Source organism: Pedobacter borealis DSM 19626 (assembly GCF_000708285.2).
Lineage (GTDB): Bacteria > Bacteroidota > Bacteroidia > Sphingobacteriales > Sphingobacteriaceae > Pedobacter > Pedobacter borealis.
On the sequence record NZ_JAUG01000014.1, the window covers coordinates 13,583 to 32,641 of the forward strand.

At 37.0% G+C, this 19,059-nt stretch carries 17 protein-coding genes and 1 other RNA gene; 15 read left to right on the plus strand and 3 right to left on the minus strand.

From position 1 onward, the window contains the following. Positions 1–41 precede the first annotated feature (41 nt). Complete coding sequence (locus AW17_RS05950; RefSeq protein ID WP_029275212.1) at positions 42–254, plus strand: hypothetical protein; 213 nt, start codon at positions 42–44, stop codon at positions 252–254. Between the two features lie 64 nt (positions 255–318). On the opposite strand, the gene lysA is transcribed toward AW17_RS05950, so the two are convergent. Next, entirely contained in the window at positions 319–1,485 is a 1,167-nt protein-coding gene (gene lysA / locus AW17_RS05955) for a diaminopimelate decarboxylase (protein ID WP_029275213.1), read from the minus strand. Positions 1,486–1,803: 318 nt separating this feature from the next. Continuing rightward, positions 1,804–3,117, minus strand: coding sequence for an aspartate kinase (locus AW17_RS05960; RefSeq protein ID WP_029275214.1), 1,314 nt, complete (start codon positions 3,115–3,117; stop codon positions 1,804–1,806). A 269-nt stretch (positions 3,118–3,386) separates the two neighbouring features. On the opposite strand from AW17_RS05960, the gene AW17_RS05965 reads away from it, so the two are divergent. The 12 genes from AW17_RS05965 to rnpB all read left to right on the plus strand — a co-directional run bounded on the left by AW17_RS05965 (position 3,387) and on the right by rnpB (position 12,103). After that, positions 3,387–5,123 (plus strand): phospho-sugar mutase, encoded by a 1,737-nt coding sequence (locus AW17_RS05965; protein ID WP_029275215.1) that lies wholly within the window; start codon positions 3,387–3,389, stop codon positions 5,121–5,123. A gap of 265 nt (positions 5,124–5,388) precedes the next feature. After that, positions 5,389–5,598 (plus strand): hypothetical protein, encoded by a 210-nt coding sequence (locus AW17_RS05970; RefSeq protein WP_029275216.1) that lies wholly within the window; start codon positions 5,389–5,391, stop codon positions 5,596–5,598. Then, the gene (locus AW17_RS05975) at positions 5,586–5,972 is read left to right on the plus strand and encodes a type II toxin-antitoxin system VapC family toxin (protein ID WP_209444208.1); all 387 of its coding nucleotides are present in this window, start codon (positions 5,586–5,588) and stop codon (positions 5,970–5,972) included. Before AW17_RS05970 ends, AW17_RS05975 begins: the two co-directional genes overlap by 13 nt. 88 nt (positions 5,973–6,060) lie before the next feature. Next, positions 6,061–6,432 carry a hypothetical protein gene (locus AW17_RS05980; RefSeq protein WP_051691654.1) on the plus strand — a complete coding sequence of 124 codons (372 nt, stop codon included), beginning with the start codon at positions 6,061–6,063 and terminating at the stop codon, positions 6,430–6,432. A gap of 205 nt (positions 6,433–6,637) precedes the next feature. Further along, positions 6,638–7,408, plus strand: a complete 771-nt coding sequence (locus tag AW17_RS05985) for an MbnP family protein (RefSeq protein WP_051691655.1) — start codon at positions 6,638–6,640, stop codon at positions 7,406–7,408. 27 nt (positions 7,409–7,435) lie between these two features. Continuing rightward, a complete protein-coding gene (locus AW17_RS05990; RefSeq protein ID WP_245235012.1) occupies positions 7,436–8,446 on the plus strand; it encodes a cytochrome-c peroxidase in 1,011 nt (336 codons plus the stop codon). Continuing rightward, positions 8,409–9,386 carry a transporter gene (locus AW17_RS05995; RefSeq protein WP_157280220.1) on the plus strand — a complete coding sequence of 326 codons (978 nt, stop codon included), beginning with the start codon at positions 8,409–8,411 and terminating at the stop codon, positions 9,384–9,386. The genes AW17_RS05990 and AW17_RS05995 overlap by 38 nt, the downstream gene beginning before the upstream one ends. Positions 9,387–9,396: 10 nt before the next feature. Beyond that, positions 9,397–9,828: a hypothetical protein gene (locus AW17_RS06000; protein WP_157280221.1), complete on the plus strand. Its 432-nt coding sequence runs from the start codon at positions 9,397–9,399 to the stop codon at positions 9,826–9,828. 112 nt (positions 9,829–9,940) lie between these two features. Beyond that, positions 9,941–10,201, plus strand: coding sequence for a YHS domain-containing protein (locus tag AW17_RS06005; RefSeq protein WP_036669163.1), 261 nt, complete (start codon positions 9,941–9,943; stop codon positions 10,199–10,201). 132 nt (positions 10,202–10,333) lie between these two features. After that, positions 10,334–10,984 carry an SCO family protein gene (locus tag AW17_RS06010; protein WP_029275223.1) on the plus strand — a complete coding sequence of 217 codons (651 nt, stop codon included), beginning with the start codon at positions 10,334–10,336 and terminating at the stop codon, positions 10,982–10,984. Positions 10,985–11,117: 133 nt separating this feature from the next. After that, entirely contained in the window at positions 11,118–11,540 is a 423-nt protein-coding gene (locus AW17_RS06015) for a c-type cytochrome (RefSeq protein ID WP_029275224.1), read from the plus strand. A 181-nt stretch (positions 11,541–11,721) separates the two neighbouring features. After that, positions 11,722–12,103: RNase P RNA component class A (rnpB, locus tag AW17_RS23475), an RNA gene on the plus strand. Here rnpB and AW17_RS06020 read toward each other — a convergent pair. Then, entirely contained in the window at positions 12,104–12,982 is an 879-nt protein-coding gene (locus tag AW17_RS06020; RefSeq protein WP_029275225.1) for a polyphosphate kinase 2 family protein, read from the minus strand. 144 nt (positions 12,983–13,126) lie between these two features. On the opposite strand from AW17_RS06020, the gene AW17_RS06025 reads away from it, so the two are divergent. Beyond that, entirely contained in the window at positions 13,127–15,577 is a 2,451-nt protein-coding gene (locus AW17_RS06025; protein WP_029275226.1) for a transglycosylase domain-containing protein, read from the plus strand. 172 nt (positions 15,578–15,749) lie between these two features. Then, positions 15,750–18,923: a peptidase MA family metallohydrolase gene (locus tag AW17_RS06030; RefSeq protein WP_029275227.1), complete on the plus strand. Its 3,174-nt coding sequence runs from the start codon at positions 15,750–15,752 to the stop codon at positions 18,921–18,923. Positions 18,924–19,059: the final 136 nt, after the last annotated feature.

Genomic DNA, 19,059 nt, shown 5'->3' on the forward strand with positions numbered 1-19,059 from the left:
ACTTATCGAAGCTATTACTGTTCTGATATAAATAAAATATTATGAACAGAACATTAGGAATTATATTAATCGTTGTGGGCATTGCTATGCTCATCTGGACTGGCTTCTCTTACACTAAAAAAGAAAAAATTGTTGATGCAGGCCCCATTCAAATATCTGCCGATAAAGAAAAATCTATCAATTGGCCTCCTTATGCAGGTGGTATTATTCTGGTAGCTGGTGTAATTGTATTTGTAGCGTCGAAGAAGAAATAATTGATTTGTCATTCTGAGCCTGTCGAAGAACTTTGAAGCATTTCGACAGGCTCAATGTGACAATTTATATCTCTGAACTATAAACCGATCTTATCGCATCTCTTAAGTTATACTTCGAAGCCATCACCTCTCCATAAGCACCAGCACTACGGATGGCAAAAATATCGCCCCTGAACGATTCAGGTTGCTCTACTTCTTTACCAAAGCAATCGGTACTTTCACAGATGGGTCCTACAATATCGTATTTAATCGAGATTTGAGAATCGAGATTTGAGATTTGAGACAAATTTTCTATCTTATGATAAGCCTGGTACAATGCTGGACGCATCAATTCAGTCATACCGGCATCTAAAACCACGAAATTTTTCTTCTTTCCGTTTTTAATGTAAAGTACACGGGTAATCAATGAAGCCGATTGACCAACCAATGCCCTGCCCAATTCAAAATGTACTTCCTGGCCAGGTTTAACAGTCAAAAATTCATTGAAAATCTTAAAATAAGATTCAAAGTCAGGAATCTGGTGATCGGGATTGTAATAATCGATGCCTAAGCCGCCACCAACATTTAATACTTTCAGGTTAAAACCTTTATCTTCAAACCAGGCTGCAAATTCGTTTACACGCACACAAAGGTTTTTGTACACATCCAAATTGGTAATCTGCGAACCAATGTGAAAATGGATTCCGATAAATTTCAGGTTTGGAGATGCTTTTAAAGTTTCTGCGCACTCTGGCAAATCCCAGGAGTTGATCCCAAATTTATTTTCGTCTAAACCAGTGGTAATGTTGTGGTGTGTATGTGCATCTACATTAGGATTGATGCGGATAGCCACCTGAGCTGTTTTACCTTTTTTACCGGCAAGTTCATTTAGTACCTCTAATTCCTGGATAGATTCTACATTAAAGCAGAAAATATCAAGATCAAGGGCTTCGTTGATTTCTTTATCCGATTTACCTACTCCGGCAAAAACGATTTTTTTGTGATCAAAACCTACTTCAACTGCCCTTCTCACCTCTCCTGCACTCACACAATCTGCACCGAAACCAATTTCTTTGATCTGGTTTAACAGCACGGAATTAAAATTTGCCTTTAGTGCATAGTGAATGTGAAATTGATACGGAGCCGCTGCATCTGCGCAGGTGCGCAAGGTTTTTTGCAACAGATCGGTATCATAGTAGTAAAAAGGCGTTTCTATATTGTTAAACTTTGATATATCTTTATCGGCGAACATGTTCAAATTCCTTATTATAATTTTAATTTTATTCTTTGGGCTAATTTATTTGGGTAACTACCTGGATTTAAAGCATGGAAGAATTACCCAGAAACAATATAATGGAAAAGTCCGGTTTTTTATCGTGTTGCTCTTCATTGTACTGTTCCTCTTATTTATCAAAAAATGAAGATAGCAGCTGCCATATTTATTATTCTTATTCTTTCTGCAGGATTGTATAACTCTTACAAAAAACATAAAAACGGTTTACTACCGGCAAGCTTTCTGGCTTTTCACTTTCTTATCGGATTACTGGTAATAATCGGCGCTTTTTTCCTCTTATTCGAATAATCTATTGTGCAGGCTTCTTAAAGCTTCGGTTTTATACTTACTTAATATTAAAAGCGAAACGTTGTAGTTGCTTCCACCGTAAGAAATCATACGGATCGGAATGTGTTTTAAACCTTCTAAAACCCTGCTGGCGAAACCATGCTTCTCCGAACCGAAATCGCCCACTACACATACAATGCTGTGGTCGGTATCTACTTCTACTGTTCCGAAACTTTCCAACTCTTCGATAATCTGCGGCAAATGAGCTGTTTCATCAATAGTTAACGATACGGCAACCTCAGAAGTAGTAATCATATCGATAGGTGTTTTATACCGCTCAAAAACTTCAAAAACCCTGCGCAAAAAACCATAAGCCAACAACATACGACTCGATTGGATACGGATTGCCGTGATGCCATCTTTCGCTGCTATTGATTTAATTTTTCCTTTTTCGCTATCGTGGGTAATCAAAGTACCTGCAGCTGAAGGCTCCATCGTGTTTAACAAACGAACCGGAATTTTATATTTCTGTGCTGGGAAAACCGATTGAGGATGCAAAATCTTTGCGCCAAAATAAGCCAACTCAGCTGCTTCATCAAAAGATAACTGTGCAATTGGTTTAGTGCCTTTAACAATACGTGGATCGTTGTTGTGCATGCCGTCAATATCCGTCCAGATTTGAACTTCTTCCGCCATAATTGCTGCACCTAATAATGATGCAGTATAATCACTACCACCGCGACGTAGATTATCTACCTCGCCAAAACTGTTGCGGCAGATGTATCCTTGTGTAATGAATAATTTATTGTCTTTATGCTGCTCCAAAAGAGGCATTAAATGTTTCGTTGTAAAAGGAATATCAGGCTCATTATCTTCATCCGTTTTCATGAAATCTAAAGCCGGCAGTAATACCGAGGGTACGCCGATAGATTTTAAATAAATATGGTATAAAGTTGTAGATAACAATTCTCCTTGGGCCAACACTACCTTCTCTTCAATTGGAGTAAAAATATCGTTCGCTAAGCCAGCTAAGAAACCAAAGTGATAATCGATCACTTCATTTCCCTGCTCTTGAAACTCGTCAGCAGGCAACAATTCAACAACAAAAGCTTTATATTTCTGGTATAGATTTTCCACGCACTCACTTCCCTTCTTCTTATCTCCAGCTAAAAAATAATTTGCAATTTCTACTAAACTATTTGTAGTACCAGACACGGCTGATAATACTACAATCTGCTCTTCATTTGGATTAACGATATCCAACAACTTCGTCATGCGCTCAGGACTACCTACTGAAGTACCCCCAAATTTTAATATTTTCATTTAATGCTTATTGTTTTTAACGGTAATGAAGCTATCATAATTTATTTATTTACTTTTGGCTATAGAAAATTATGATGGTTTCAATTTTAAATACTAGAATATGTAATTTTCTTTATTATTGTATCGGGGCGTGAAATTAAACAAAAGCAACTTAAAAGCAACACCCTCAACAAAATAAAATTTGGACGGGCTGAAATAAATGCGTTTCAACCAAACATCATTCAATAAAATTTGTTCAACACCAGATATTAAATTTAAAAAACAGCTCAATGCAGGCAATTGACCAATCAACACAAGCCACAATTAATCAGTGGTTAAGTGGAAATTATGATGAAAATACCAAGGCAGAAATTCAGACCCTTGTGGATAAAGATGCAACTACCGAATTAACAGATGCATTTTATAGAAGTTTAGAATTTGGAACTGGTGGCCTACGTGGCATTATGGGTGCGGGTTCTAACCGGATCAACAAATACACTATTGGAACGGCTACACAAGGATTGGCCAATTATTTAAATAACAAGTACCCTCACGAAAAAATCAAGGTTGCCATTGCACACGATAGTCGCAATAACTCTGATTATTTCGCTAAAATTACAGCAGATGTTTTCTCTGCAAACGGCATCCATGTTTATTTCTTCTATGCATTAAGACCAACTCCAGAACTTTCTTTCGCTGTGCGCCATTTTAGTTGCAAAAGCGGCGTAATGCTAACGGCATCGCATAATCCTAAAGAATATAATGGGTATAAGGCCTATGGTGCAGATGGTGGTCAATTTACTTCTCCTGATGATAAATTGGTGATCGATGAAGTAAATAAGATTAAAAGTATCGACGAAGTTAAATTCGACCGTGTTGAGGCGAATATCGAACTCATTGGAGAAGATGTAGACAAACTGTATTTAGATGGAATCACTGCACTTTCTATTTCTCCGGAAGCGATAAAAAGACAGCACGATTTAAAAATTGTATACTCTCCTATCCACGGAACTGGGATTACCCTGGTACCAAAAGCTTTGGCGCAGTTTGGTTTTACAAATGTAACCCTGGTTGAAGAACAAAGCACACCAGATGGAAATTTCCCAACAGTAGTGTATCCTAACCCAGAAGAAAAAGACGCATTGACTTTAGCAATGAACAAAGCAAAGGAAATTGATGCCGATTTAGTTTTGGCTACCGATCCTGATGCTGACCGTGTAGGTATTGCAGTAAAAGATAATAATGGTGAATGGGTACTGCTCAACGGTAACCAAACTGGCAGTTTATTAATCAATTACCTGTTATCAGCTTGGCAAGACAGCGGCAAATTAGATGGCAATCAGTTTATTGTGAAAACAATTGTAACCTCTAACCTGATCGAAGAAATTGCCAAAAAGAAAAATGTAACCTACTACAATACCTTAACTGGGTTTAAATATATTGGTCAGTTAATGACAGAACTAGAAGGTAAAAAATACTTTATCGGTGGTGGTGAAGAAAGTTACGGTTATTTAATCGGCGATTTGGTACGTGATAAAGATGCAGTAGTTTCTGCGGCTTTTATCTCTGAAATGACTGCTTATTATAAAGATAAGGGCGCAAGTTTATATAATGCATTGTTAGATATGTATGTAGAATATGGCCTTTACAAAGAAGACCTGGTTTCACTAACCAAAAAAGGCAAATCAGGCGCTGAAGAAATTAAAGCCATGATGGTTAAATTTAGGGAAAACCCTCCCGCAACATTAGGAGGATCAAAGGTCTCAGTGTTAAAAGATTACGAATTAAGCCAGGAAACTGATTTGGCAACCGGAAAAGTAACCAAACTGGATTATCCTACTTCAGATGTTTTGCAGTTTATTACTGAAGATGGAAGTATTGTCTCAGCCCGCCCGAGTGGAACGGAACCGAAAATTAAATTCTACTGCAGTGTAAATGCACCTTTAGCAGATAGAAAAGATTTTGACAAGGTTAACGCACAACTTGGCGATAAAATCAAAGCAGTAATGGCTGATTTGCAGGCATAATTTTCTAAGTGTCGTCATCTCGACTGAAGCGTAGTCCCGAACTTTTGGGAGAGAGATCCATTAGATAGATTTCTCGACTGCGTTGCACTCCGCTCGAAATGACGACACTATTTTCTTCCCTAGTCTTAGCGTCTCGCTAAGACCTTTCAATTTATTGTGTTCTCACGTTTCCTAGGCAAAAAATAAAGTCTTAGCGAGACGATAAGATCAGACAAGATCAATAAAAATAGATTGCGTATATTTACACATATTAAAGAATAGACTTATGACTGAGATAATTTTAAAAGATAATGTAGAACAAAGCAAAATTGATGCGTTATTAGCTTTTCTAAAATCATCAGACATTGATGTTGAATTGAGAACCACATCATCAAAAAAATCAACTAAAGCAACCAAATTTTCTTTATCTAAAGGCATTTGGAGTGACTACAACATTAGCTCAACGGAACTTAGAGATAAAGCTTGGAAAAGGTAATGGTTTTATGTGATACAAACATTTTTATCGAAATTTATAAGGGCAATGATTTAATCATTGAAGTCTTTGAAAAAATTGGTCAAGATAATGTTGCTATTTCTGATGTTACTTGTGCAGAATTACTTTATGGAGCAAGAAATAAAAGAGAATTAAATTTGATCAAAAAAGATATAGATAAATTAATTGTTCTACCAATTTCTTCACCAATATCTAATCAAGCAGTAAAGCTGGTTGAGCAGTTTTCTTTGTCACATAACCTTAATCTGCCCGATGCTTTAATTGCATCTACATCAATATTTCATGATCTGGAACTTTACACATTAAATCTTAAGGATTTTAAATTTCTGGAAAATTTCAAACTATACAAAGTTTAAACCTGCCCCCTAGAATTAAGAAATCTGCCTCTTTCTTATTTTTTCTTTGCTGCAACCAATTTCTTTAATACTTTTGCAGCGTAATACCATGTTCAAAAAAATCTTAATATATCTTATCGTTACATGTACCGTTTCTAACGGTGCCATGCAATTGGTAATCTATTCTGGGTATAAAATGAACAAAGAATACATTACAAGTGTATTTTGTATCAATAAAGAACATCCGGAACTGCATTGTGATGGGCAATGTTTCCTGGCTAAAAAACTAAAAGAGCTTGAGGGTAAAAACAAACAGGCTCAGGAAAACCTGAAAAGAGTTGCAGAGGCTGAACCAAGATTTCAGACTATTGCATTAAACCACCATCTTCCTTATTTCATCATCACTTCCGAAAATCTTTACATCGAAAAACCGGTTAAAGATCTTTCCATTTCTATTTTTCACCCACCGAAAACGGTTTAAGTCTTTTTTTAATGGTTTTTTATGCGAAAGCTTATATTATTGCAAAGTATGGCTATCTGTCATTCTGAGCGAAGCTAAGAATCTCATTTATAACAACCACTAGACCTGCCATTTTCTGTAATGTCAATTTCTGCTAAAATGCTAGAGATTCTTCATTGCATTCAGAATGACAGTAAATTAATTTTTACTATCCAATTTTCTTAAAATGAAATTATCACAATACTTTTTGGCATTGTTATGCCCTATTATATTATTATCTTCTTGTAAAAAAAATACCGACGAAGTTGCCGCAGATACCCAATCTACTTTCTCTATTGAATTCGAAAATCAGGTAAACGGAAGTCCTTTGGTTTTAAACACCAAAACTTACAAAAATGCCAAAGGCGAAGATTTTAAGATCAATGTATTTAAATACTATGTTAGCAATATTAAATTAAGCAAAGCTGACGGCACAACTTATCTCATTCCTGAAAGTTATTTCTTAATCGATGCTTCGAAAGCAGAATCGACAAACATTACGCTAAAAGATGTACCAACGGGCGATTATACCAAAATAGAATACACCATTGGTGTAGATTATGCCCGTAATTTTGCAGGTGCGCAAACAGGTGCTTTAGATCCGATCAACGGCATGTTCTGGACCTGGAACAGCGGTTACATATTCGTTAAACTAGAAGGAACTTCACCACAATCAACAGCAACTGGAAATACGCTTACCTTTCACATTGGTGGCGTTATTGATCCAAACAATACCATTAGAACTTTTACTACCGAGATTAATGCGGCAAACCCACTTCGTGTGAGAACAGATGGTAAACCGAATATGCACTTTAAGGTAAATGCAGCTGCATTATTTACAGGTAAAACCGATGTGAGTTTTGCTACTTTGAATATGACCATGGGTGGGGCAAATTCCGTAATTGTAGCCAACAACTATGCAAATGGACTATTTCGTTTAGATCACATTCACAACTAAATGTTAAGGAAAATAACTGTCTTCGCAATGCTTTTTTTAAGCATTGCGTTGATGTACGCCTGCAGTAAGAACGAAGATGAAGTAACACCAGAGGAAAAGAAAATTACCTTTTCGGTTCCTGCCAACTTCCCTGCTCCTGTATACAGTTTCGAAGACAATAAACTAAGTAATGCAGGTTTTGCACTGGGCAAGAAGTTATTTTACGAAGCCCGCTTATCGGCCGATAAAAGTGTTTCATGCGGAAGCTGTCACCAGCAATTTGCTGCTTTTACACAACTTGATCATAAAGTAAGTCATGGCGTAAATAATTGCCAGGGAAAACGGAATACACCTCCACTTTTTAATCTGGCCTGGCAAAAAGCGTTCTTTTGGGATGGTGGTGTAAAAAACATCGAAACTTCTCCGCTTAATGCCATTACCGATGCCTGCGAAATGGGTACTGATATACAAACAATCGTTGCGTTCCTGAAAAACACACCTCCTTACCCTGATTTATTTAAGCAGGCTTTTGGTTCAACAGAAATCAATTCGCAACTGATTTTAAAGTCGATTGCACAATTTACAGCAGTATTGGTTTCTGACAATTCGAAATACGATAAGGTAATGCGCAAAGAGAGCGGTATTTCTTTCACCTCTGCAGAATTGGCGGGTTACAATCTGTTCAAAGAAAAATGCACCTCCTGCCATACAGAACCATTTTTCACGGATTTTTCTTACCGCAGTAACGGATTAGATCTGGTAAGTGCTGATGAAGGGCGATCGCATATTACGGGTGTAGCTTCAGATTTAGGAAAGTTCCGTGTGCCTACCTTACGCAATATCGAATATACGAGTCCATATATGCACGATGGGCGCTTTTACAGCTTGGATGAGGTTTTAGAACATTATAATTTGGGCGTTAAAGCATCAGTAAATCTCGACGTTCAACTAAAAAATGGCATCCCTTTAAATACCACAGAAAAAGAGCAGATTAAAGCCTTTTTAAAAACATTAACAGACAATGAATTTATCAAAAACACACTATACAGCGAGTCGTAAATTATTGATTTTAGTTTTCTTACTCATGAGCAGTCAGGTTTTCGCCTGCGATATCTGCGGTTGTTTTATGGGCATCACCCCCTATTACAACCGCAATAGCATCAGCGTTTTATACCGTTATCGTTCGTTTAACGGCTATGAAGGACAATCGCATTCATTATTCCCTAATGGAGGAAATTTCTTAATTCCAGCGCGAAGCCAAGATTCACCAATAACCAATCATGCTGGCAATCCTGACGATTATGAACTTTACCGTTCTTTAGAAGTTAGAGGTAAATATTTCATCAATAGTAAACTGGAAATCAATGCCATTTTACCTTATGTTTCCAATAGCGAGCGTTATAATGGATATACCTCCTCTATTTCTAGCCTGGGTGATATTAATTTGTATACAGGTTACCATCTCGTGCAAAAACTAGAAGATAATTTTAAACAACAATTGATTGCCGGAGCCGGTATAAAGTTGCCAACTGGCAAAAACGATTTTAAAAATGCGGCAGGTATCCGTTATTCATCGTTGATGCAGGCCGGAACAGGGAGTACCGATGGTTTTGTATACCTAAACTACATGGTAGGCTTAGGAAAATTTGGGGCAAGTTTAAATACTTCCTACAAGGTTAACGGAACCAATAGCCGCGATGAGGGTATTGCTAATAGCACGACAAGTTTCCTAAATATTTTTTATACCCAAAGAGTTGGCAAAGATATTCAGGTTATGCCATCAGCGCAGTTTTTTTATGAATATTCTGGTGGAGAAAAATACCAGGGCCAAAAAACAGGAGAACACGTCATGAATAATCTAATGGGCGGCGCAGGTATAGATGTTTTTTATAAGAATGTGGCACTAAATGCAGGTATTCAAAAGAATATCTGGGAAGCTGAAACCGATCACCCAATGAGTGCAGGAAAGGTTTATGTTGGAATTACTTATAATTTTTAAATCACAGCATATGAACAGATTAAACATTTTGTTATTAAGCATAACAGCAGCGCTTCTTTTTTCCTGTAAAACGGAACCTGATTCGAAAGCGATACGCCAGGAAGTACTTAACATCCACGATAAATTAATGATTGATGGGGAAAAAGTAGTAAAGAACAAAATGAAATTAGATAAACTCTTGGTTTCAGATCAGATTAAACTTGCTCAGGATTCGGTATTACAAAAACAAAAAATAAATGTTTTAATTATACGGTTAAATGCAGCTGATGAAAAAATGATGGATTGGATGCACTTCTTCAAAGACGATTTTAAAGGAAAAACCGAACAGGAAGATCTTGATTATTATAAATCCGAAATGGTGAAAATAAGAGCCGTTGAAGATAGTTATATCAAGATTACGAGAGAATCAGATTCGTTGATAAACGCATATCAAGTTAAATAAGAAAGTCAGAGGTCTGGAGTCGGAAGTTTATGAGCATAATCCTTAAACTCTGGTCTTCGGACACCAGACTCCGGACTTTCAAAGAAATTTGTCAATTAAAAAGAATTTTAAAATGAAAAAATTAAATCTTATCGTAATCCTAATTGGATTAGCAACCTTGTCATTAAAATCAAATGCGACACCAGTAATCAACGGATCAAAAACAAGCCCTATCGATTCTGCAAAGAATGCAACGGTAGATCCGGTTTGCAAAATGAAAGTAAAAGCCCAAACAGCTAAAACTACGGTTTATAATAAGGTTACCTATAGTTTCTGTTCGGAAAGCTGTAAACAGAAATTTGTAGCGGAGCCAGCGAAGTACGTGAAAAAATAAATTGGGAGATCTAGTATTTGTCACTCTGAATTTATTTCAGGGTCTTTGTTGCTGGATAGATGCTGAAATAAATTCAGCATGACGATAAGTCAAACAAATTACCTCGTATATTTACATTTTTAAAATAAAATCATGAATAAAATTACTGCTTACATCGCAACTTGCCTGCTAGTTGTTTCCATATTTACCGCTTGTAAACAAGAGAGAAAACTTCCCTTTTATGGCGAACGTCATGCCGAAACCGTTAAAGATGCAGCTGGAATAGAGAAAATTGATACCGTTTACCAAACTATTCCAAATTGGTCTTTCTTAAACCAGGATAGCATAGTAACAACGAACAAGGCAACAGATGGTAAAATCTACATTGCTGATTTTTTCTTTACTTCTTGTACCACCATCTGCCCTACCATGCACCGCAACTTAATGTCGGTTTACAATGAATTTAAAACTAATCCGGATGTGATGTTTGTATCACACACCATCGATTTTAAATACGACAGACCACACGTTCTGAAAAAATACGCTCAAAAATTAGGTGTAGACGGACCAAAATGGCAGTTTCTTTATGGAAGTAAAGACAGCGTATATACCCTGGCAGAAAAGAACTATTTAGTGGCTGTTGGCGAAGATAGTACTGCTAAAGATGGGTATATCCATCAAGGATATCTGGTTTTAATCGATAAAGACAGACGGATCCGCGGTGCTTATGATGGCACTAAAGAAGAGCAGGTAGAGCAATTAAAAAAGGATATCCCTGTTTTATTGGCTGAATATAAAAAGTAATAATCTAAATCGTCATTTCGATCCGATAGCTATCGGATGGATTGCAGCCCCGAACTTTCGGGAGAGAAATCCATTAGATTTCTCGACCCCATTTCAATACGCTCGAAATGACGATTTTTACAACAAAACATCAATGCGCAAGTACATCATCAACTCCATCTTTTTCCTTTTCATTATAGGCATCATTGTATCTTGCCAAAACCAGGAAACAATCGATCTACAGAATTACATGTCTAACGGAAAAGATATTTATAAAGCCAATTGCCAGAATTGTCACGGCGAAAATGGTGAAGGATTGGGTGAGCTTGCACCTCCATTAACTGATTCGGTATTTTTAAAAACAAACAAAAACCGCTTAGCTTGTTTTATCAAAAACGGTGCAAATGAATCTTTGATCGTCCACGGAAAAGAATACAAAGAAAAAATGCCCGCTTTCCCTGAACTGGCTGATATTGATGTAGCACAGGTAATGGTTTATATCGCCAATTCGTTTGGCAATAAGCAGGGTTTTGTGCCCTACTCGCAGGTTTCAAAGGATTTGCAGAATTGTAAATAAACAGGTGCTATAATTATTTCTATTTCAGGTATTTCTCTTCTACTGCGTACGTCACCCTGAATTCATTTCAGGGTCTTAAATATTAATACAGATACTGAAATAAATTCAGCATGACGATAACCAGAGATAAATCTTCGTGTTCTTTGTGCCTTTGTACTTAAAAAACCCCATCTTTGCGCAAAATGCAGGTTGTTCTATCGCTGTCTCGGGTAAAACCGGGAGAGAGGAAAGTCCGGGCAACGCAGGGCATCTCGCTTTCTAACGGAAAGGGGTTCAGGAATGAAAACCTGAATTACGGATTAGTGCAACAGAAAATATACCGCTCTGGCTTATGTCTGAGTAAGGGTGAAAACGTGCGGTAAGAGCGCACGAGCATTACAGGCGACTGTAGTGGTTTGTAAACCCCGAGAGTTGAAAGACCAAATAGGCTAACGTACGTAGGGCTGCCCGTCCGATGTTAGTGGGTAGGTCGTTAGAGATAAACGGCAACGTTTATAGTGGATAAATGATAGAAATCCTGAGCGATCAGGAAACAGAACCCGGCTTATAGACCTGCATTTTTTTTATTCACTTAATAAAACACTTTTTGTTTCGTCGAGTTTGGCCACTTCAGCTTCACCCAAAACAGGAAACTTCAGATCCAGGCTTTTTAATTTGTCTTCAATAATTTCACTTATTGCCAATCGGGCAAACCATTTTTTATCGGCAGGTATGATGTGCCAAGGCGATTCTGCTGTACTTGTTTCGTTAATCGCGTCCTGATAGGCCTCCATATACTTATCCCATAACGCCCTTTCTTTAATATCGCCCGAAGAGAATCTCCAGTTTTTAGTAGGATCATCAATACGTTCTAAAAAGCGTTGTTTCTGTTCATCCCTGCTCACATTTAAAAAAAACTTCAAAATTACCGTTCCATTGGCCGTTAAATGTTCTTCAAAATTTCTGATACTCTTATAGCGCTGTTGCCAAAAGCTTTTATTGATCTTTTTTACATCACTAAAACCTGGGATATTTTCGCTTAAAACATATTCGGGATGCACCTTACAAACCAAAACGTTTTCATAATGCGAACGGTTATGAATACCTATCCTGCCACGTTCTGGCAAAGCTTTATAATGTCTCCACAAAAAATCATGTTCATATTCTTCTAACGTTGGCACTTTAAAAGTATAAACCTGGCATCCCTGTGGATTTAGTCCACTCATTACATGTTCAATTGCGCTGTCTTTCCCTGCAGCATCCATTGCCTGAAAAATAATCAGAACGGAATGTTTTCCAGATGCATATAATTTCTCCTGTAAATGATTGAGTTCTATTTTCGAATTCACCAATGCATCTTTAGCTTTTTCTTTATTATAACCACCGGTATAATCTGTTTTGTGATTTTTTAAAGAAAATTTCTTATCGCCTTGTACAATTAATCCTTTAAATTCGTTTTTCATAATCATGTATTGGTTTTAGATAAATCGATGCATCAATAATTTAAATATAGAACTAAAAAATAAGTAAATTAAATACGTTAATTTGCATATAGAGTTTTTTATATTTAACGCCACAGCTTTTACCTAAAGATCATCTTATCCAATATGTTTAAAGAGATAAAAAACAAGTACTTACGTTATTCTACAATAGTTTTATTTTTTATAATAATTTTCTTTTCTGCCCTTCAATTAAACTTTTTGTGGCTATTTGGCTACTCACCAAGTGTTCGAGACATTAAAGCGCCTACACTTCGTGTAGGTTCGGAACTTTACACTGCCGATGGAAAACTGATTGGCAGATACTTTAAAGAAAACAGAACACCTGTAAATTATAATGAAATTGCACCAAGCGTAGTGCAGGCTTTAGTCGCTACCGAAGATGTGCGTTTCTACAAACATTGGGGTATCGATGTACAAGCAGTTGGCCGTGCAGTTGTTGGTTTAGGAAAAGATGGCGGGGCCAGTACCATTACGCAACAATTGGCAAAAAACCTTTACCGTACGCGTTATAATAAATCGCAGGGATTATTGATCAAAATACCTTTGGTAAGAACTTTGATTGTAAAATTAAAGGAATGGATGACTGCTGTAAAGTTAGAATCCAACTATTCTAAAAATGATATTATCACCATGTACCTGAATACCGTTTCTTTCGGTAACAATACTTATGGAATAAAAACAGCCAGCCGGATTTACTTTGATAAGGAAGCAAAAGATTTAGCCACTACGGACGCTGCCATGCTTGTGGGCATGCTAAAGGGCACAACGTTATATAATCCAACCAAAAACCCGGCAAAAGCATTAGAAAGAAGAAATGTGGTGCTTGCACAAATGAACAAGTACAAGTACCTGAGCAAAGATAGTTTAACCGAATTATCCAAAGAGCCGATTAAACTAAAAGAAGGCAAAATGCAGGATGGCAGCGATGGTGACTCTTATTTAAGGGCTGCTGTGGCAAAATACTTGGAAAAATGGTGTAATGATAATGGTTACGATCTTTATGAAGATGGATTAAAAATTTACACTACTATAGATTCTAAACTTCAAAAATATGCTGAGGAAGCAGTTGCCAATCAGATGAGGATTTTGCAGCGCAGGTTTTATAATGTGTGGGGAAACGAAGATCCTTGGTATGATTCGGAAAAACAAAAGGTTAATTATCCAGACAGGGCGATGAAAAACTTGCCGATTTACGCACTTTTACAAAAGAAATTCCCTAACAATCCAGATTCTGTTACCGCCTACTTTAATAAAAAGAAAAGGATGCAGATCTTCACTTACAAAGGCAATCGTGATACTTCATTCTCTACTTTGGATTCTATCCGTTATTACGGTAAAATCATGAATACCGGAATGATGACCATGGAACCCGCAAGCGGTAAAATTAAAGTTTGGGTAGGTGGTATCGACCATAAATTTTTCAAATACGATCACGTTAATCAATCTAAACGCCAGGCAGGTTCTACTTTTAAGCCTTTTGCTTATTTAACGGCATTAGAACAAGGCATGAGTCCTTGTGATAAATTTACAGATAAACCTGTTAAAATTGCTTACCAGGATAAAGGTGAAACGAAATATTGGGAGCCAAAAAATGCCGATTACAGTGTTTCGTACCGCGAAATGAGTTTAAGGTGGGCAATGGCGAAATCAGTAAATACCATTACCGCTCAGGTAACCGAAAAGGTGGGCTGGGATAATGTTGTAAAATATGCGCACGAGTGCGGAATCGATAGCCATCTGGAATCTGTTCCATCTGTAAGTTTGGGTTCAAACGATGTTACGGTTTATGAAATGGTAAAAGCTTATGCTACCTTCATGAATAAAGGGATTAAAACTGATCCCATTTTAGTTGAGAAAATTAACGATCAGGATAACAATGTAATTGATGAGTTTAAACCTAAAACAAAAAGGGTTTTAACAGAAGAAATTGCCTGGTTAATGACTTATATGTTCCGTGGCGGTATGGAAGAGCCAGAAGGTACATCGCAGGCATTATGGGAATGGCCGGATCTATTTAGAAAAAACAATCAAATTGGCGGTAAAACAGGTACTTCTTCTGATTATGTAGACGCCTGGTATATGGGTTTAACCAAAGATCTGGTAACTGGTGTTTGGGTAGGCTGTGATGAAAGAACAGCACACTTTAAAAACGGCGAACAAGGAGAAGGCTCAAGAACGGCACTACCCATTTTCGCTAAGTTTATGGAGAAAGTATACCTCGATCCAAAATCCGGTTATACATATGGTCCATTCCCTAAAGCAACAGTCGATATTACGAGAACCTACAATTGCCCTAGCCCACGGATTATAAGAGATACCACATCAACCGATAGCTTAGCAGTAGATTCCACAGATTTTACCGTCCCTGAAACACCAGAAACGGTTATTCCTGTAACCATTGAACCTGAAGTAAAAAAAGAAGAAAAGAAAGTTGAACCTGTTCAAACTCCTCCAGCAGCTACTGTTCCTTTAACCAGAAAGGAAGAAAGAGAACTGAGAAGAAAACAACGTCAGGAAGAAAAAGAAAAGAAAAAGAACGAGAACAATCAGCCTTAGTTTTTATCGCGATAAATAACCAGATACCTCAACTATCTGCGCTTTTGAGTAGAAAAAATTCTAAAAAGTGTTAAAATTTTAATACTGTTTTAAACAATTGCTATTTTTATTTCCCAAATCTCTTACAATTTCATTTTCGTAAATTATTGAACTTCATTAAAAAACCACACATATGAAAATAGGCTCTACTTTATTAAAGCGATATTCTTCTTTATTGCTTCTGCTTATTCTTTCTTTTTCTGTTAAGGCCCAATATTTCGGACAAAACAAGGTAAGGTATAAAAAACTCGACTTTAAAGTTTTGCAAACACCCCATTTCGAGATTTACTACTACATCAAAAACGAGAAACTTTTAAAACGTTTTTCGCAAGACGCCGAAACCTGGTACAAAATGCATCAGGAAGTTTTTAGAGATACTTTTTTAAAGAAAAATCCTATTATTCTGTATAATAACCATCCTGATTTCCAGCAAACAACAGCGCTTAACGGAGAAATTGGAATTGGTACCGGTGGAGTTACAGAGGCACTAAAAAACAGGGTAATTATGCCTGTTATGGAGCTAAATAGCCAAACAAGACACGTTTTAGGTCACGAGCTTGTTCATGCTTTTCAATACCACCTTTTGCTTGAAAAAGATTCGATTAGCTTAGAAAATGTTGGGCAAACACCACTATGGATGGTTGAAGGTATGGCTGAATACTTGTCAATCGGAAAAAAGGATGCATTTACTTCCATGTGGATGCGCGATGCCATGTTGAACCGTGATATCCCTTCATTGAAAGATTTAACCAACTCTAACAAATATTTCCCTTACCGTTATGGCCAGGCATTTTGGACTTACATAGGTTCTCAGTACGGCGATACCACCATCGTTCCGTTGTTTAAGAATACTGCAAAATATGGTTATGAAAACGCCATCAGGTATACTTTTGGCTATGATGACAAAACATTGTCGGGTTTATGGAAAAATTCTATCGATGCGCATTATAAACCAATGTTAAAAGCAGATAGTTCACAGATCAAAATTACGGGTACAAAAATCATCGATAATAAAAACGCAGGCAATATGAACGTTGCCCCTGCCCTTAGTCCAGATGGAAAATATTTGGCTTTCATGTCAGAAAAAGACCTTTTTGGCATTGATTTATTTCTTGCAGATGCCAAAACCGGCAGAATTATCAGGAAGCTGAGCAGTCAGATTTCTAACGGCCATATTGATGATTTCAACTTTATAGAGTCAGCTGGAGCATGGTCGCCGGATAGTAAACAGTTTGCCTTCAGTATCTTCAGCCATGGCAAAAACCAGATGATGATTATCAATGTTTCAAACGGAACTACGGTTTCTCAAACAGCGATGGATCAGGTGCAGCAATTTGGTAATTTAACCTGGTCGCCAAATGGAAAAGATGTGGCTTTTTCGGGTATGGTTGAAGGACAGAGCGATATCTTCTCCTACAATTTAGACACCAAAACAATTACCCAAATTACTAACGATGTATATTCTGATTATGCACCCAGTTACTCTCCCGATGGTAAAAAACTGGTATTTTCATCAGATAGAGCGGCAATTCAGGCGAATGTAGTTAATGCAGTACTGCCTATAAACCTAGCTGTTTACGATATCGCTTCTAAAACAGTGAGCAATTTAAATGTTTTTCCAGGAGCAAATAACCTAAATGCTCAGTTCTCTTCAAACAGTCAAAATATCTATTTCCTTTCTAACAGAGATGGATTTAGGAATTTATATAAATACAATTTCGCAGATAATACAGTAGATCAGTTAACTGATTATTTCACAGGAATTAGCGGGATTACCGAGTTTTCGCCTGCAATTTCAGTGTCTACAACTGATGATATTGTATATAGCTATTATCGCTACCAACGTTATACTTTGTATAATGCTAAGTTAAGCAGCTTTAAAGCGAAACGAATTGGGAATCAGGATGAAAATTTTGATGCTGCTATCCTTCCTCCGATGGAAAACATTGGTGTAAACATCATCAATTCCAATTTAAATAATTTTGATCGTTTCGAAAAAACCACAGCCGATTCGATGAAAACTGTGCCATACAAACCGAAATTCAGGTTAGATTATTTAGCAAATAGTGGTGTTGGTGTTTCTACCAGCCGTTTCGGAACCGGTGTTTCTGGTGGTATTGTGGGTATGTTTAGCGATATACTAGGCACCAATCAAATCATAGCAAACCTATCCGTAAACGGAGAAATTTACGATTTTGGTGGATTAGTGGGTTACATTAATCAAAAAAGCAGAATCAACTGGGGTGCAGCTGTTTCCCACATCCCATATGTATCAGGATTTAGGTCTTACGGATACGAAAATATCCCTACAGGTGATAATAAAACTGTTAATGCCTTAGCAGACAGAACAGATATTATTAGAACTTTCGAAGATCAGATCCAGGTTTTTGGGGCTTATCCATTTAGTAAAATACATAGATTTGAATTGGGCGGCGCATTTTCGCATTATAGTTATAGAGTTGATCGATATAGCAATTATTACAATTCGGCGGGTTACTACATTGGTTCAGACAAAAGCAGGATTTCTAACGACGTTGCTTCTCAGGACTACGGCATTCCGTTTAATTCTTTTACACTTTATCAGTTAAACGCTGGCTTTATTGGTGATAATTCTATTTTCGGCCTTACTGGTCCACTTGATGGTTTTAGATACCGTGTAAGTGGGGAAAAGTATTTTGGCTCCTATAATTTTGCTGGTGTAACTGCCGATCTTCGTAAATATTGGAGAGCTAAGCCTGTAACTTTTGCCGTAAGAAGTTACAATACTTTAAGAATTGGTAAAGATGCAGATAGGCTTTATCCAATGTATCTGGGTTATCCTTATTTAATTAGAGGTTACGAATCAAATTCAATTTACAAAAGTACCTCGGCTCAATCGTCAGAATCTTTCGATATTAACCAGTTAACAGGAAGTAAAATAGCCGTTTTTAACTTCGAAGTACGCTTACCTTTTACAGGGCCTAAAAAGTTAGCTGCAATACCTTCTAAATTTTTATTCTCTGATCTGAATTTATTCTTTGATGCAGGATTGGCCTGGACAAACGATACCAAGGTAAAGTTTAAAAGTGAACCGACCTATATGACAGAATCTGTATTAGATAGTAAGGGCGAACCAGTTAAAGATGACAAAGGAAATCTTGTTACCTATCAAGCTACTACAGAACGTGTGCCAGCAATGAGTATTGGTATATCGTTACGGGTAAACGTTTTTGGCTATTTTGTATTAGAACCTTATTATGCGATTCCTTTCCAAAGGAAAGATGTTAAAACTGGAGTATTTGGTTTAACATTTGCACCGGGATGGTAAAAAGGAAATTAATTCCGAAATTAAGAGCCTGTTTAAATGTCATTGTAAATTATTAGTATGTCAGTCTGTCCAAAGGACTCCTGTGGAGAGCGTAGTCGAGGACTCGTTTTTCGGTATATTAAAAGCAATCGACTCT